This is a genomic window from Ralstonia soli, from assembly GCF_023955655.1.
Lineage (GTDB): Bacteria > Pseudomonadota > Gammaproteobacteria > Burkholderiales > Burkholderiaceae > Ralstonia > Ralstonia soli.
Genome location: NZ_JAMXHT010000016.1, coordinates 16,240 through 32,557 on the forward strand (window position 1 = coordinate 16,240; position 16,318 = coordinate 32,557).

At 66.4% G+C, this 16,318-nt stretch carries 11 protein-coding genes; 10 read left to right on the plus strand and 1 reads right to left on the minus strand.

The window, feature by feature from the left end; all coding sequences use genetic code 11:
* From NG900_RS26135 to recQ, 5 genes are all read left to right on the plus strand, one after another.
* A complete protein-coding gene (locus NG900_RS26135; RefSeq protein WP_252685250.1) occupies window positions 1-4,767 on the plus strand; it encodes an alpha-2-macroglobulin family protein in 4,767 nt (1,588 codons plus the stop codon).
* Window positions 4,768-4,784: 17 nt separating this feature from the next.
* Window positions 4,785-6,488, plus strand: a complete 1,704-nt coding sequence (locus NG900_RS26140) for a DUF2300 domain-containing protein (RefSeq protein WP_252685266.1) — start codon at window positions 4,785-4,787, stop codon at window positions 6,486-6,488.
* Window positions 6,489-6,496: 8 nt separating this feature from the next.
* Window positions 6,497-7,288, plus strand: coding sequence for a YfaP family protein (locus NG900_RS26145; RefSeq protein ID WP_252685252.1), 792 nt, complete (start codon window positions 6,497-6,499; stop codon window positions 7,286-7,288).
* 5 nt (window positions 7,289-7,293) lie between these two features.
* Window positions 7,294-8,124, plus strand: coding sequence for a YfaP family protein (locus NG900_RS26150; protein ID WP_252685254.1), 831 nt, complete (start codon window positions 7,294-7,296; stop codon window positions 8,122-8,124).
* A 112-nt stretch (window positions 8,125-8,236) separates the two neighbouring features.
* The gene (recQ, locus tag NG900_RS26155; protein ID WP_252685256.1) at window positions 8,237-10,150 is read left to right on the plus strand and encodes a DNA helicase RecQ; all 1,914 of its coding nucleotides are present in this window, start codon (window positions 8,237-8,239) and stop codon (window positions 10,148-10,150) included.
* Here the strand turns inward: recQ and NG900_RS26160 are convergent.
* A complete protein-coding gene (locus NG900_RS26160; protein WP_252685258.1) occupies window positions 10,147-11,076 on the minus strand; it encodes a LysR family transcriptional regulator in 930 nt (309 codons plus the stop codon). The genes recQ and NG900_RS26160 overlap by 4 nt on opposite strands.
* A 99-nt stretch (window positions 11,077-11,175) precedes the next feature.
* Here NG900_RS26160 and NG900_RS26165 point away from each other — a divergent pair, with 99 nt between their 5' ends.
* The 5 genes from NG900_RS26165 to NG900_RS26185 all read left to right on the plus strand — a co-directional run.
* Window positions 11,176-12,435: an MFS transporter gene (locus NG900_RS26165; RefSeq protein WP_252685260.1), complete on the plus strand. Its 1,260-nt coding sequence runs from the start codon at window positions 11,176-11,178 to the stop codon at window positions 12,433-12,435.
* 299 nt (window positions 12,436-12,734) lie between these two features.
* Complete coding sequence (gene rpsL / locus NG900_RS26170; RefSeq protein ID WP_021197587.1) at window positions 12,735-13,112, plus strand: 30S ribosomal protein S12; 378 nt, start codon at window positions 12,735-12,737, stop codon at window positions 13,110-13,112.
* A gap of 199 nt (window positions 13,113-13,311) precedes the next feature.
* Entirely contained in the window at window positions 13,312-13,782 is a 471-nt protein-coding gene (rpsG, locus tag NG900_RS26175; protein WP_048935976.1) for a 30S ribosomal protein S7, read from the plus strand.
* Window positions 13,783-13,895: 113 nt separating this feature from the next.
* A complete protein-coding gene (gene fusA, locus NG900_RS26180; protein ID WP_252685262.1) occupies window positions 13,896-16,022 on the plus strand; it encodes an elongation factor G in 2,127 nt (708 codons plus the stop codon).
* Window positions 16,023-16,104: 82 nt separating this feature from the next.
* The coding region (locus NG900_RS26185; RefSeq protein WP_252685264.1) for a GTP-binding protein at window positions 16,105-16,318 on the plus strand (214 nt) is incomplete at its 3' end.

Genomic DNA, 16,318 nt, shown 5'->3' on the forward strand with positions numbered 1-16,318 from the left:
ATGCGCAACCGTTGGCTGTCGTTCAATCTCGTTGCCGTCGTCTGCCTGACGGTGCTCGCGTTTGTGGGGCCTGCGCGTGCGGCGGATGCGCCAGAAAAGCCGAACCCCACGCTCGCCAATGTGCCGGGCAGCGGTTACGAGCCGTTCAAGGGCCAGCCGTTCTTCCTGCTGTCGGATGCGAGCTACGGCACCGACCAGGAAGCGATGGTCCGCCTGGAGGCGCCGGGCCGTGAGTACAAGGACGAACTCTCCCGCTACGGCGGCGCCGACATCCTCGTCTACCGCGTGCCGCAGCCGCTCGAATTCCTGAAGGCGCAGAAGAACCTGCACCGCATCGACGTCAAGGCCAACTACACCGGCGAAGGCCTGGCCAACACGCTGGCCTATCTGTGGGACAACTGGACGCGCCAGGCCCGCCGCGCCTGGCAGCGCGTGCTGTCGTTCGCCACGCGCAGCAAGGTGGTGGAGACCGCGCCGCAATTCAGCATGGGCGATCAGATGACCGCGCCCACGCGGTTCTCGAGCAATCCGCAGTACGCGCCGCTCAAGGGCTACGAACTGCTCGGCCGTTTCCGCTACCCGATCTGGGATGCCAAGCCCATCGAGCCGCCCAAGGACGTGAAGCTCGAAGGCAGCAGCAGCGAATGGATGCCGCAGAACGCCGGCAACGTGATGATCCCCGTAGGCAAGCTGCCGGCGGGTTTGTACATCGTGGAAGCGGTGATCGGTGCGTACCGTGCGCACACGCTGCTGTTCGTGTCGGACACTGTGGCCGTGACCAAGGGCACCTCGCAAGGGATGATGGTCTGGACGGCCGAGCGCAAGAGCGGCAAGCCGGTGAGCGGCACGTCCGTCAGCTGGACTGACGGCGTGGGCGTGCTCGCTTCCGGCACCACTGGCAGCGATGGCACGGCCGACCTGCGTCACGTCTCGCCCGAGCGCAGCTATGTGATCGGCAACGATCGCGCGGGCGGCGTGTTCATCTCCGAGAATTTCTATTACGACAGCGAGATCTACAACACCAAGCTGTACGCCTTCACCGATCGCCCGCTGTATCGCCCGGGGGATGACGTGCGCGTCAAGTTCATCGGCCGCGATTTCAAGAATGCAACGCAGTCGACCGTGCCGGCTGCGGGCGACATCAAGCTGCAGGTGCTGGATCCGAACGGCGCGCCGGTGGCAACGACCACGACGCGCCTGGCTGGTGACACGGGCGCGGACACGCGCTTCACGCTGCCGACTAACGCGCCGGCCGGCGGTTACTCACTGCGCTTCGATTACAACGGCGGCACCTACGGCGGCGCCTTCCGCGTGGCCGAATACATCAAGCCGCACTTTGACGTGAACCTGTCGCTCGACAAGGCCAGCTATGGCACGGGCGAAGCGGTCAAGGGCAAGATCAGCCTGCGCTATCCGGACGGCAAGCCGGTCAAGGACGGCAAGGTGTCGGTCAGCCTGCGCGCACAGCAGGTGACGATGGTGGAGGGCGAACTGCGCTACGCGGGCCTGTTCCCCGTCAAGCTGGAGCAGCAGGAGTTGACCACCGACAGCGACGGCAACGCCAAGCTGGAGCTGCCCGCCGCCAAGGAGCCGAGCCGCTACGTAGTGACCGTGTTCGCCAACGACGGCGCGGCGTACCGCGTGAAGGTCACGCGCGAACTGCTGATCGCGCGCGGCGCCACGCCGTACAAGCTGTCGACCACGTCGAACTTCACCACGCCGGGGCAGAACGTGTCCTTCACCCTCACGCCGATGCCGGTAGTGGCGGGTGCGAGCGGGCCGACGGCACCGCCGGCCAAGTGGGACCTCGTCCGCCTGGAAACGCGCACCCGCACCGAAGGCACGCTTGCGCCCGACGCCAAGGGCAACGCCACCTTCCCGGTCAAGTTTGACCAGCCGGGTTCGTACACGCTGTCGGTGCGGGATGCTGCAGGCAACCTGCTCGCTGCATCGAGCCACTGGGTGGCGGGCGACGGCGTGCAGACCGTGCCCGGCAACATTGAGATGGTGTTCGACCGCGACCGCTACCAGATCGGCGATACGGCCGAGGCGCTCATCACCTTCCCGCAGCCGGTGGACGACGCGCTGCTCACGCTGGAGCGCGACAAGGTCGAGCGCCACGCGCTGCTGTCGCGTGGCGGCGAATGGCTCAGCCTGCAAAAGGTGACGCCGTCGCAGTACCGCGCGCGCATCAAGATCGGCGCCGAGTTCGCCCCGAACATGACGTTCTCGGTGCTGTACGTGCGCGACGGCGACATGGTGTTCCAGAACGCCGGCATCGTCGTCACGCAACCGACGCTCGATCTGACCGTGCACGCCGACAAGGCCGTCTATGCACCGGGCGAGACTGTCACGCTGGATCTGACCAGCGCGCTGGCGGGCAAGCCGGTGCCGGCCAACCTGACGGTGTCGGTGGTCGACGAGATGATCTACGTGCTGCAGTCCGAAGTGGCGCCCAGCATCGTCGACTTCTTCTACCACCCCCGCCGCAACAGCGTGCGCACCACGTCGAGCCAGAGCTTCATCAGCTACGACCTGGCACTCGCGTCATTGCCGGGCAAGCCGGGCGGCACCTATGGCCGTCACAACGAGCGTGGCGTGAAGGTGCTGGAGCGCCCGCGCCGCGACGAGCAGGACACCGCCGCGTGGGTTGCAAACCTGCAGACCGGCGCCGATGGCCGCGCGCGCATGACGTTCAAGATGCCGGATTCGCTGGCGCGCTGGCGCATCACGGTGCGTGCCGTGTCCACCATCGGTGCGTCGGACGGCATCGTCGGCCAGCGTACGGCCAACATCCGTTCCGACAAGCCGCTGTACCTCAAGTGGACCGGCCCGCAGCGCTTCCGCGAAAGCGATCAGCCGCGCCTGGACATGGTTGCCTTCAACCAGACCGACAAGGACATCACCGCGGATTGGATCGTCTCCGGCGCCGGCCTGAACATCAACCAGCGCGTGACGCTCAAGCGCGGTGCCAACTACCTGCGCGCGCCGGTGACTGCGTTGCAGGCTGGTGTCGTCAACGCCGAGCTGAAGCAGGGCGATGCGGTATCGGATCGTCTGCAGACCACGCTCAAGCTGGACGCCACTGGTTGGCTGGCGGACCGGGAAAACGTCGTTCCGCTCACGCAATTGCAGGGCACGCGCCTGCCGTTGGGCCTGCCCGCCGATGCCCGCGACGTACGCCTGCGCGTGGTCGGCAATACGGCCAGCCAGTTCGCCCGCGTAGCCGATGACCTGATCGAGTATCCGTACGGTTGTGCCGAGCAGACCGCCAGCCGCCTGATTCCGCTGGCCATCGCGCAGCAGAGCCTGGCCGCCACGGGTTCGCGTCTGGGGGATAGTGGTCCGGTCGGCACGCAAGGCGTCGATGCACTGCTGCGCACGCAGCGCCAGCGTCTGGCACTGCTCGCTGGCACCAACGGCACCTTCGGCTGGTGGGGCGAACTGACCACGAGCAGCGCGCTGATCACGTCGTACGCCTACTACGCGGATTGGCTCGCCAGCCGCGCGGTCGGCATCAGTCTGCCGGCAGACAACTGGAAGCAGGTGCTCGAAGCCTACAAGCGCACCAGCCAGAACGAGCCGCTGCTGCACCGCGCGCTGGCGCTGTGGTTTGCCAACGAGATGGGTTTGCCGGTCGCGACGCCGCTCTCCGGCGTGGCGACCGAGCTGGCGCGCAACACCAAGGCGCCCGCCGACGCCGAGCCCGCCGCCGGCGACAGCCTGATCTTCGTGGCGCCCGATTCCACGCGCGGCCGCCAGGTGGCGACGGTGCTGACGGCGCAACTGATGCGCCAGATCGGCCAGCCGGTGCCGGAAGCGCTGGTGTCCGCAGACATCGCTGCACGTAACGCGCTGGCTGCAGACACCTCGCCGTTGGTGCAGAGCCTGCTGCTGATGGGCGGTGGCCGTTCGGCTGCAGATCCGGCACCACTGCTGGCCCGCGCCAGTGCCGCCATGCCGACGATGGACCGCGCCGTTGCGCTGGTTTGGCTGCAGAAGGGTTTGGGTGGCCTGCAAGGCGCGAGCGTGGCCACGATCCAGCCGGCGGTGTCGGCAGGCGGCTGGCAGGCGGCACGTTCTCCGGTGGGTGTGCCGACGTGGCGCTGGACCGGCACGCAAGTGCCCGCCGCGCTGGACCTGACGACCGCACCGCCCGATGTGACCACGCAGTCGGCCATCGTGTCGTACCGCAGCCGCGCGCCGGAGGCGTCCAAGCTGCCGATCACGGTCGAGCGCAAGCTGTATCGCCTCGAACCGATGGACGCGCCCAAGGCCGACCCGAAGGCGCCCAAGCAGCCGGGTGCCGACATCGGCAATAGCGGCAACAGCGGCATCACCCTCAAGGCCAAGCCGGTCAAGCCGGGCGACACGCTCGACAGCAACGCCCTCTACGTCGACGAAATCGTGCTGACGCCACGCCACGGCACGTACCGCTATGGCCTAGTCGAGGTGCCGCTGCCGCCGGGCGCCGAGGTGGAGGCCACCACCTGGGGCATCCAGATCGACGGCCTGAAGGGCGAGCCGAACGAAGGCAACGGCCCGCAGCCGTTCGAGCGCAGGGCCGCGTACGAGATGGGCCAACTCTCGTATAACCAGCCGGTGCCTGCGCTGGAACGCCCGACCGTGCTGCGCCAGTTGGTTCGCTTCTCGCTGCCGGGCCGCTTTGCGCTGCCGCCGGTGCGCTACTTCCGTATGTACCAGCCGGAAGCCAAGGCGTTCCAGGGTGATGGCAAAACGGCCAGCTATCCGTTCAAGGTGGAGTGAGGTGGTTTGATATGGCGATGCGTTCCCGCCTGCTCGCGTGTGGTGTGCTGACCGGCCTGCTGTGGGCTGGCGGCGCACTCGCGCCTGTGGCCCGCGCCATCGCCGCACCCGCCGAGCCGTTGCGCTACGCCGCGCTGCAAGGCGATGAGGCGAAGCTCTGGCAGTTCGGCGCTGCTGCCGGCACGCCGCAGGCGACCGCGTTACCGCGCGACACCGAGACACCGCTCGGCAGCGTCTGGAAGCTCTTCGTCTACAGCTACCTCGTCTCACGCCGCATCAGCACGCCCGACTACACGTGCCACGGCAACGATGCCGAAGAGGTCTACTGCTGCACCGCAGGCCAGAGTATCGACCGCGAGCGCGCGCTCATCCAGTCGTGCGGACGCTATTTCGAACCGGCACGCCTGGGCCTCGATCGTGCGGACTGGCGCCGCTTCTGGCAGCAGGCCGGATCGCCCAACTGGCTGCGCGACCTGCGCGCGATGCAGCCGACGCAGCGTGTTCCGGTCACCGATCTGCTGACTGCCCTGCGCACGGTCCCTGCCGATGGCCGTGAAGCAGCTGCGCAAACACTCATCTCCGTGCTGACCGTCGGACGCGGCGAGGGCACGGTTTCGTACTTCGGCGGCTTGCTGCGCGCCAAGACGTGGACCATGCCGGACCCGCAACGTCCCGGCGCATCAATCGGCGGTGCGGCAGGCTGGCTGGCCGATGGCACGCCGGTCTGGCTGGGCGGCGCGGGCTCGAGCAACCAAGTGCTGGCCGCCGCCGCACCGCGCCTGACCCCGCTGATCGAGCAGACGCCCGTGCCCGACGACGATGCCTGCGTGGCGGTCGACTTTTTCGCGCGCTATCCCATCCGTGAGGTGCGCGACGCCAGCGGCAAGCCGGTTGCTCCGGGCCGCCTGGACGGCCGTTATGCCGTGCGCTTCGTCAACGGCAACACGCTGCCCATCGAGAGCAAGGGCGAACTGACGCTCGCTCGCCAGAACGATGCGCTTGTCATCGTTGGCCGCCTGGGCATGAACGACTATGTGGCGCGTGTGGTCGAGCGTGAAGGCGAACTCGCCGAGCCGCAGGCCGCCCGCGCGCTGGCGGTGGCGGCGCGCAGCTACCTCGTGCAGCACGCCGCGCGCGACAAGGGCTGCTACCGCATCGCGGACAGTTCTCGCACGCAGCGCGTGCTGCCGCGCCCGCCTGCCGCCGCCGCACGCAACGCCGCAGAATTTACCGATGCACTGGTGCTTGCCAACCAGGCCGTGCAGTACCACGGCACCATCGGCTCGCGTGGCCAGATGAGCTGGACCGCCGCCCGTGCCGCCGCCCAGCGCGGGCAGGGGTTCGACGCCATCCTCGCGCAGTGGTGGCCGCAGGCGACCCTCACCTCGTTCCAGAGCCCGGTGGCCGGCGATTGCGCGCCGGTGGCGGGGGCGCAGCAGTGGCTGCAGGCGCAGGCGCCGCGCTGGTCCGTGCGCCTAGGCGCCGAGCCCGGCTACGAGGCGCCGACGCTGCCCGCCGTGTGCGTCGTGCGCGAGGGCCGTCCGTATGCCGACGCGCGCCGCAACCGGCTCTACGTCCACCGCCTCGCCACCGAGGAGGACCGCATCGCGCTCGCGCATGAATACCTGCACCTGGCCTTTGCGCGACACCCGCGCGGGCAGGACGAACAGTTTGTCGAGGCGACGGCGCGCCGCCTGATCCGAGGGGAGGGTTTGCTGTGAACAACGGAATGACGCGCTTGGGGCTGGGCACCGCAGCACTGGCGCTGGCCGCTTCTGTGCTGGCGGAGCCGGTGGCGGACCTTGAAGGCCCGATCGGCGGCTGGCGTAACAGCAAGTTGACCAACGAACTCGAGCAGTACACGGCCGCGTATCCGAAGCCGCCGGTGGACCGCGGCGCGCAGAAATACCGCACGCTCATCGCCGGACGCATTCGCGCGGCCGGCAAGCAGCGCCGCCCGCCGGTGCTGGTGGTCAACGGCAACGCCATGCCGCTTTATGGCGACAGCGAAGGTCGCTTCGCGCGCCCCTGGGCGTTCGGCCCCGGCTCGAACAGCGTGGAGATCGTCAGCCCCGACGGCCAGTCGCGCCAGCGCCTGCAGTTCTACGAGGCCGACACCACCAAGACGTCCGCCAAGCTGCGCGCCATCCTCACCTGGGACGACCCGCGCGCCGAGGTCGACATGCACGTCATCTCGCCGATCGGCGATCACGCGTTCTGGGCGCAGCCGCTGCTGTCCGACGGCGGCGGGCTCGACGTGGACAGCGTCGACGGCGCCGGCCCGGAGATCTTCTCCACCGCCGCGCCGCGCCCCGGCGTGTGGCTGTTCTACGTGAACTACTGGGGCAACTTCAACGCCGGCGGCTACAACTTCGACGAAAAAGCGCACGACCGCGATCTCATCACCGCGCAACTGACGCTCATCTATAACGAGAACACGCCCAACGAGCGGCGCGAATTCGTCAGCGTGCCGCTGCGCAAGATCGGCGAGCTGGCGTTGATGAAATCGATCCGCTTCTGACGCACATGACGCACGCATTCCATCGCCTCGCATGGCTGGCCGCCCTTGTCTCGTTGGGTGCGGCGGCGCAAACCGATTCGTCCAACATCGAGATGAGCGCGCCACTCAATGGTTGGCGCTACTCGGCGGGCGACACGTCGCGCTACACGCAAGACGTGCACTACCCGGCCGTGGTGGTGAACACGCCGCCAGGGCAGGGCGCGGCATCAATGATTGCCGGACGCATTCGCAATACGCCGAAAGCTGCTGCATTGGCGGAGGACAACAAGCCGCGCCGCCGCCGTGGGGCCGATGGCTCGTCGGTGGGCACGCTGGTCGTCAATGGTGTGGCAATGCCGCAGCGTATCGAGGCCGATGGCACGTTCTCGCGTCCGTACGCGTTTGGCGCGGGCAGCAACAGCGTCGAAGTGCGCAGCGCGCGCGGCGATGCCAAGCGCGTGCAGTTCTACGACAGCTACGCCGGGCGCCCGCGTCCGCGCCTGCGCGTGGTGCTGTCGTGGGACACCGACGGCACCGACCTTGACCTGCACGTCATCTCGCCCGACGGCCAGCACGCCTGGTACGGCAACCGCGTGGCCCAGAACGGCGGCGCGCTCGACGTGGATGTCACCACCGGCTATGGCCCGGAGATCTATTCGAACCCGGCACCGCCGCCGGGCACGTACCTCGTCTACGTGAACTACTACGGGAGCGGCAATGACAGCAGCGCCATCACTACGGCCACCGTCTCCGTCATCACCGACGAGAACACGCCGTCCGAGCGCCAGCAGACCTTTGTTGTGCCGATGCGCAAGGCGGGCGATCTGACGCTGCTGCGCAGTTTTACGATCAAATAGCCGGCGGAGGCACACAATCCGACTCCCCTGATTGACCGTCCCTCGCCGGGGTTTGTCACAATAGCGGTTTCGCCCAGCTTGCACGTGACACCACGCGCACTCGCCGCCCCCGATGTACGACTCCCTCGCCATTGACCACGCGCTGCAGGCGCTGCCCGAAGACACCGGCGCCGCCACGCGCGCCGTGCTGCACGACGTGTTCGGCTACAGCGCGTTCCGCGGCCCGCAGGCGGAGATCGTCACCCACGTGGCCGATGGCGGCGATTGCCTGGTGCTGATGCCCACCGGCGGCGGTAAATCCCTCTGCTATCAGATTCCTGCGTTGGTGCGCCATCGTCGTGGGCAGGGCGCGGGCATCGTCGTCTCGCCGCTGATCGCGCTGATGCAGGACCAGGTGGCTGCGCTGGAAGAGGCTGGCGTGCGTGCCGCGTACCTCAACTCCGCGCTCACCGGCGCCGAGGCCGCGCAGGTCGAGCGCGATCTGGCGGCCGGGCGGCTGGACCTCGTCTACGTCGCGCCCGAGCGGCTGATGACGCCGCGCTTCCTCGACCTGCTGGAGCGCTCGCGCATCGGCCTGTTCGCCATCGACGAGGCGCACTGCGTGTCGCAGTGGGGGCACGATTTCCGGCCCGAGTACATCCAGCTCTCCGTGCTGCACGAGCGCTTCCCGCACGTGCCGCGCATCGCGCTCACCGCCACGGCCGATGCCGTCACGCGGGACGAGATCATCGAGCGGCTCGCGCTGACGGGCTCGCGCGTCTTTCTCTCCAGCTTCGACCGCCCGAACATCCGCTACACCATCGTCGAGAAGGACAGCGCGCGCCAGCAGTTGCTGCGCTTCATCCGCGCCGAGCACATGGACGGCGACACCTGCGACGCCGGCATCGTCTATTGCCTGTCGCGCAAGAAGGTGGAAGAGACCGCGCAGTGGCTGGCCGAGCAGGGCATCCGCGCACTGCCGTACCACGCGGGGATGGATTCCGAGATCCGCGCGCGCCATCAGGCGATCTTCCGCAAGGAGGAGGGCATCGTGATGGTGGCGACCATCGCCTTCGGCATGGGCATCGACAAGCCTGACGTACGCTTCGTCGCGCATCTGGACTTGCCGAAAAGCCTGGAAGGCTACTACCAGGAAACCGGCCGCGCCGGCCGTGACGGCATGCCTGCCAACGCATGGATGGCCTATGGCCTGGCGGATGTGGTGCAGCAGCGGCGCATGATCGACGAGTCCGATGCGGATGACGTGCACAAGCGCGTCTCCACCGCCAAGCTCGACGCGCTGCTCGGCCTGTGCGAAGCCGCCACGTGCCGCCGCGTGGCACTGCTCGCCTACTTCGGCGAGAGCAGCCAGCCGTGCGGCAACTGCGACACGTGCCTCACGCCGCCGCAAACCTGGGATGCCACGCGCGAGGCGCAGATGGCGCTCTCGTGCGCCTACCGCGTGCAGCAGGCCAGCCGCGTGAGCTTTGGCGCCGGGCAGCTCATCGACATCCTGCGTGGCAACGCCACCGAGCGCATCAAGCAGTGGCATCACGAGACGCTGTCCACCTTCGGCATCGGCGCCGACCTGTCGGAGCCGGCCTGGCGCAGCGTGTTTCGCCAACTGGTGGCGCAGGGTTTGTTTGCGGTCGACCACGGTGGTCACGGCGCGCTCATCCTGACCGATGCCGCGCGCCCGGTGCTCAAGGGCGCGCAGCCCGTCATCCTGCGTCGTCAGGCCGAGAAGGCGCGCGGCGCGTCGTCATCGTCCGCCAAGAAGGAGCGCCGCGCCGATCCGGCCGCCGAGCTTTCCGCCGAAGCGCAGCTGCGCTGGCAGGCGTTGCGCGCCTGGCGCACCCAGGCCGCCCGCGAACACAGCGTTCCGGCCTACGTGATCTTCCACGACAGCACGCTCGCCCGCATTGCCGAGACCGATCCGGATTCGCGCGAGGTACTCGGCGAACTGCCCGGCATCGGCATGGCGAAACTCGATCGCTACGGGCAGGCGCTGCTCGACGTGCTGGAGAAGTGCCGAGAGGACGCCTAGGCGACTGCGGCCGGCCGCGGCAAGGGCCCCATGGCGCCGGTGCGGGCGAGGTGATCTGCGAGGAAATCGACAAACGCGCGCACCTTCGGCAGCAGATGCACGCGCTGCGTGAATACGGCGTGCAGCGGCACCTCGCGCGCGGCGTAGTCGGTGAGTACCGCCTGCAGCCGTCCGGCTGCGATGTCCTCGCGCACCAGATACGCCGGCCCGAGCGACACGCCCAACCCAGAACGCGCCGCCTCGCGCAGTACGAGGCTGTTGTTGGCCAGCATCGAGCCATTCACGTGGGCGACGTGGCGCTGGCCGGCCGCATCTGTCAGCACCCAGTCGTGCGGCCCGTCGTAGTTGGCATAGACGAGACAGTTGTGTGCGCGCAGGTCGTCCGGCGTGCGTGGAATGCCCCGCTCGCGAAAATACGACGGCGCGCCATAGATGGCATGCGCGCAACTGGCCAGCCGCCGCGCCACCAGCGAGGAGTCCTCCAGCATGCCGATGCGGATCGCGATGTCGATGCGGCCCGCCACCAGATCGGCGTAGCGGTCGTTCATGTCCAGGTCGATCTGCACGGCGGGATAGCGCGCCTGGAATGCGCCCAGCAGCGGTGCCAGCAACGTCACCGCAAACGAAGCAGGCGCCGATACCCGCAGCGTGCCCCGGGCCTCGTCGCGCAGCGCGGTCACGGCCTGCTCGGCGGCGTCCACCTGCGCCAGGCCCTCGCGGCTTTTCTCAAAGAAGGCCGCGCCCGCCTCGGTCAGTGACAGGCGCCGCGTCGTGCGCTGCAGCAGGCGCGTGCCCAGCCGCGCCTCCAACCGCGCCAGCGCCTTGCTGACCGCACCACGCGAGACGCCCATTGCGTCGGACGCGGCTGACAGGCTGCCGCGCTCCACCACCCGCACGAAGACCACCACGTCGGAAAGCCGGTCCATATTTGCGCGTTTCTGGAAACAATATGACGCCAGAGGCTACCTTAATCCGCTCGAATTGGCTGGCTACGATGGGTCCTTCCACTCTTCGTCCAGATCGCCATGACCACCGAAGCTCCCGCTGTTGCCATGTCCAGCGCACCGCCCGTCGATCGGCTCCCGCGTGGCGCCACGCCGCTGTTCGCCGCCGCCGTCGGGCTCATCGTCGTCAACTTGTTCGGCATCCAGCCGCTGGTCGCCGAGATCGCCATCAGCATCGGCTGGACCACTGCGGCCGCCGGGCTGCTGGTGACCGCCACGCTCATCGGCTACGGCATCGGTCTCTTGCTGCTGATGCCGCTGACCGACCTGCAGGACAACCGCACGCTCGCTTCGCGCACGCTGTGGGGTGCGGTGGCGTCGCTGGTGCTGACCACCGTAGCGCATAGCGGGCAGGTGCTGATGCTGGCTGCGTTCGCCATCGGTCTCACATCGACCGTCATCCAGATGCTGATTGCGCTGGCCGGACGCTTGGCTGGCGACCACCGGCGCGGGCGGGTGCTCGGCGACATCATGATCGGCCTGAACCTGGGCATCCTGCTGTCGCGCCCGGCGGCCAGCCTGATCGCGGCGCAATGGAGCTGGCGGGCGTTCTACGGCGCATCGGCGCTGGCGATTGCGGCCCTGGCGATCATGTTGCCGCGCGTGATGCCGACCTTCGTGCCGCCGCGCACGCACGCCTACGGCGCGCTGCTGGGCTCGTACGGACGCCTGCTGCGCAGCGAACCATTGTTGCGTCGACGTGCCGCCACGCAGGCCTTGCTGATGGCGGCGTTCACGCTCTTCTGGACTGCGGTGGCGCTGCGCCTGGCGGCGGCGCCGTTTCATCTATCGCAAAACGGCATCGGCATCTTCGCGCTGTGCGGGGCCGCCGGCGTCGTGGCGGCACCCGTGGCTGGGCGACTGGCGGATCGCGGCTTGGTGCGCCTGGGGACGCTGCTTGCGCATGGCAGCGCGGCGACGGGGTTGCTGTTGGCGCTGGCTTCAGCGGTGGTGCCTGGCCTGAGCGTCCCCGTCATGTTGATGATGCTGGTGATCGCCGCCTTGCTGCTTGATTTTGGCGCCGTTGGTGATCAGGCGCTGGGCCGCTATCTGGTGAATACGCTGGCACCAGAGGTTCGAGGATGCGTGAATGGCCTGTACACGGGGGCGTTCTTCTTTGGCGCGGCGATTGGCGGCGGTTTGGCCGGCCTGGCCTGGGCGCGTGCTGGCTGGGTCGGCGTATCGGTTCTTGCGCTAGGGTTTGTGGTGGCTGCGGCACTTGTGTTCCTGTGGCCCAACCCGGCCACGCGTGCCATCGGTGCCACACCACGCCGCTGCTGAGCGGGGTCGTCCGTCGCCAGACGGGGAGCGTGCTTGACGCTTGCAAAACACCCGGCTATAGTGCCAGATTCGAGTTTTTGGCTTCTGGCTTCGCACGCCCATGCCCGGCAAAGCGCTGTGCAAGGCATCTGAACCAGACGGGCTCGCGCTCTTTGGTCTCGATCTGTTCCCGCAGGTCCTCTCTCCAGAGCGTTCTGCTCGCCACTTCCATAAAACCCGATTGCGCCGTCCGCCTCACAAAATGAGGCGTTCACGTCATGTGAGCCGGCGATTTTTCAAAAACCAAGCTGGATTGAACAATGCCAACCATCAATCAACTGGTTCGCAAGCCCCGCGTCTCGGAAAAGCTGAAGAGCAAGAGCCCGGCACTTGAGAACTGCCCGCAGCGTCGCGGCGTGTGCACCCGCGTGTACACCACGACGCCGAAGAAGCCGAACTCGGCACTGCGTAAGGTCGCCAAGGTGCGTCTGACCAACGGTTTCGAAGTCATTTCGTACATCGGCGGTGAAGGCCACAACCTGCAAGAACACAGCGTCGTGCTGATCCGCGGCGGCCGTGTGAAGGACTTGCCGGGTGTGCGTTACCACATCGTGCGCGGTTCCCTTGACCTGCAAGGCGTCAAGGATCGTAAGCAAGCGCGTTCGAAGTACGGCGCGAAGCGCCCGAAGAAGGCCTAAGTGGTCAGTGAGATCGGCCCGCGCGTGTTGTGCAAATGCGGGGTCACGGTCTTGTCATGAGCAGGCGGTACAACGGTGCGTTTTTTGACCGCACTGGCACCGTCGAGTAAGTGGTCACCCGGCTCAGATTGTTGAAAAGCAAGCTAGTTGGTGGCCGGAGAACCGAAGCGGTTCTCAACTGAACAGAGAAGGAAAGAAGATGCCACGTCGTCGTGAAGTCCCCAAGCGGGAAATTCTGCCGGACCCGAAGTTCGGCAATGTGGAAGTCGCCAAGTTCATGAACGTCCTGATGCTGGACGGCAAGAAGTCGGTGGCTGAGCGTATCGTCTACGGTGCGTTCGACCAGATCGAGAAGAAGGCGGGCAAGGCCCCCATCGAGGTGTTCTCGGTTGCCATCAACAACATCAAGCCGGTGGTGGAAGTGAAGAGCCGCCGCGTTGGTGGTGCTAACTATCAGGTGCCGGTCGAAGTCCGGCCGTCGCGTCGTCTGGCATTGGCGATGCGTTGGCTGCGGGAAGCTGCGAAGAAGCGCAGCGAGAAGTCGATGGCCCTGCGTCTGGCTGGTGAACTGCTCGAGGCCTCGGAAGGCCGCGGCGGCGCCATGAAGAAGCGCGACGAAGTGCACCGCATGGCTGAAGCCAACAAGGCGTTCTCGCACTTCCGCTTCTAAGCGACGCGAGACGTTGTTGGTTGCTGGGCGGGCTGTGTGCGCACATCTCGCCCATTTGTATTAGGGGCGTTCGCCATGTGGCGGCGCCCCGTTGACGAATCAGAGGATTAACCGTGGCTCGTAAGACCCCCATTGAGCGCTACCGTAACATCGGTATTTCCGCTCACATCGACGCCGGCAAGACCACCACGACCGAGCGGATCCTGTTCTACACCGGTGTGAACCACAAGATCGGTGAAGTGCATGATGGCGCTGCCACCATGGACTGGATGGAGCAGGAGCAAGAGCGCGGCATCACCATCACGTCCGCTGCTACCACTGCCTTCTGGAAGGGCATGGGCGGCAACTATCCCGAGCACCGCTTCAACATCATCGACACCCCGGGGCACGTGGACTTCACCATCGAGGTGGAGCGTTCCATGCGCGTGCTGGATGGCGCGTGCATGGTGTACTGCGCAGTGGGTGGCGTGCAGCCGCAGTCGGAAACCGTCTGGCGCCAGGCCAACAAGTACAAGGTGCCGCGTCTGGCGTTCGTCAACAAGATGGACCGTACCGGCGCGAACTTCTTCAAGGTCTACGACCAGTTGAAGACCCGCCTGAAGGCCAACCCGGTGCCCGTCGTGGTGCCGATCGGCGCTGAAGACGGCTTCCAGGGCGTCGTCGATCTGCTGGAAATGAAGGCGATCATTTGGGACGAAGCCAGCCAAGGCGTGAAGTTCGAATACACCGACATCCCGGCCGAACTCGTTGACACCTGCAACGAGTGGCGCGAGAAGATGGTCGAGTCCGCCGCCGAAGCTAGCGAAGCCCTGATGGAAAAGTACCTGGGCGGCGAAGAGCTGACCCGTGCTGAGATCGTCAAGGCGCTGCGCGACCGCACCATCGCCTGCGAAATCCAGCCGATGCTGTGCGGCACCGCGTTCAAGAACAAGGGCGTGCAGCGCATGCTCGACGCCGTGATCGACTTCCTGCCGTCGCCGGTCGACATTCCGCCGGTCCAAGGCACCGACGAAAGCGACACCGAGAAGAAGCTCGAACGCAAGGCTGACGACAACGAAAAGTTCTCGGCGCTGGCGTTCAAGATCATGACCGACCCGTTCGTGGGCCAGCTGATCTTCTTCCGCGTCTATTCGGGCAAGATCAATTCGGGCGACACCGTGTACAACCCGGTGAAGCAGAAGAAGGAGCGTCTGGGCCGTATTCTGCAGATGCACGCCAACCAGCGCGAAGAAATCAAGGAAGTGCTGGCCGGTGACATCGCCGCTGCGGTGGGCCTGAAGGATGCCACCACGGGCGACACGCTGTGCGATCCGGCTGCTCCGATCGTGCTCGAGCGCATGGTGTTCCCGGAACCGGTGATCTCGCAGGCCGTCGAGCCGAAGACCAAGGCCGACCAGGAAAAGATGGGCATCGCCCTGAACCGCCTGGCCGCTGAAGATCCGTCGTTCCGCGTGCGTACCGATGAAGAATCGGGCCAGACCATCATTTCGGGTATGGGCGAGCTCCACCTCGAAATTCTGGTCGACCGCATGAAGCGCGAATTCGGCGTGGAAGCCAACATCGGTGCGCCGCAGGTTGCCTACCGCGAAACCATCCGCAAGAAGGTTGAGGACGTCGAAGGCAAGTTCGTCAAGCAGTCGGGCGGCCGAGGTCAGTACGGTCACGCTGTGATCACGCTGGAGCCGGCAGACGACGAAGCGAAGAAGGCTGGCAAGAACTTCGAATTCGTCGACGCCATCAAGGGCGGTGTGATTCCTCGCGAATACATCCCGGCAGTCGAGAAGGGTATCGTCGACACGCTGCCGGCCGGTATTCTGGCTGGCTTCCCGGTGGTGGACGTGAAGGTCACGCTGACGTTCGGTTCGTACCACGACGTGGACTCGAACGAAAACGCGTTCCGCATGGCTGGCTCGATGGCTTTCAAGGAAGCCATGCGCCGCGCCACCCCGGTTCTGCTCGAGCCGATGATGGCTGTGGAAGTGGAAACGCCGGAAGACTACACGGGTACCGTGATGGGCGACTTGTCGTCCCGCCGCGGCATCGTGCAGGGCATGGACGACATGGTGGGCGGCGGCAAGATCATCAAGGCCGAAGTCCCGCTGTCGGAAATGTTCGGTTATTCGACGTCGCTGCGCTCGCAAACGCAAGGCCGCGCCACGTACACCATGGAATTCAAGCAATACGCTGAGGCACCGAAGAACATCGCCGAAGCTGTGATGGCCGCCAAGGGTACGAAGTAATCAATGTGTTTGGGCGATGCGCATGTGCGTGTCGCCCGCATCCAAATCTAGTAATTAGCCGATTCCGAATTGAGGAGCTGACATGGCAAAGGAAAAGTTCGAGCGGACCAAGCCGCACGTGAACGTTGGGACGATTGGTCACGTTGACCACGGCAAGACGACGCTGACCGCAGCGATCGCAACCGTGCTGTCGAGCAAGTTCGGTGGCGAAGCGAAGAAGTACGACGAAATCGACGCAGCGCCGGAAGAAAAGGCACGCGGCATCACGATCAACACCGCGCACATCGAGTACGAGA

Coding starts and splice junctions, on each gene's coding strand:
- NG900_RS26160 (WP_252685258.1), bottom strand. CDS start 11,076: ATGGACCGGCTTTCCGACGTGGTGGTCTTCGTGCGGGTGGTGGAGCGC.
- rpsL (WP_021197587.1), top strand. CDS start 12,735: ATGCCAACCATCAATCAACTGGTTCGCAAGCCCCGCGTCTCGGAAAAG.
- NG900_RS26165 (WP_252685260.1), top strand. CDS start 11,176: ATGACCACCGAAGCTCCCGCTGTTGCCATGTCCAGCGCACCGCCCGTC.
- NG900_RS26135 (WP_252685250.1), top strand. CDS start 1: ATGCGCAACCGTTGGCTGTCGTTCAATCTCGTTGCCGTCGTCTGCCTG.
- NG900_RS26145 (WP_252685252.1), top strand. CDS start 6,497: ATGACGCGCTTGGGGCTGGGCACCGCAGCACTGGCGCTGGCCGCTTCT.
- rpsG (WP_048935976.1), top strand. CDS start 13,312: ATGCCACGTCGTCGTGAAGTCCCCAAGCGGGAAATTCTGCCGGACCCG.
- NG900_RS26140 (WP_252685266.1), top strand. CDS start 4,785: ATGCGTTCCCGCCTGCTCGCGTGTGGTGTGCTGACCGGCCTGCTGTGG.
- recQ (WP_252685256.1), top strand. CDS start 8,237: ATGTACGACTCCCTCGCCATTGACCACGCGCTGCAGGCGCTGCCCGAA.
- NG900_RS26150 (WP_252685254.1), top strand. CDS start 7,294: ATGACGCACGCATTCCATCGCCTCGCATGGCTGGCCGCCCTTGTCTCG.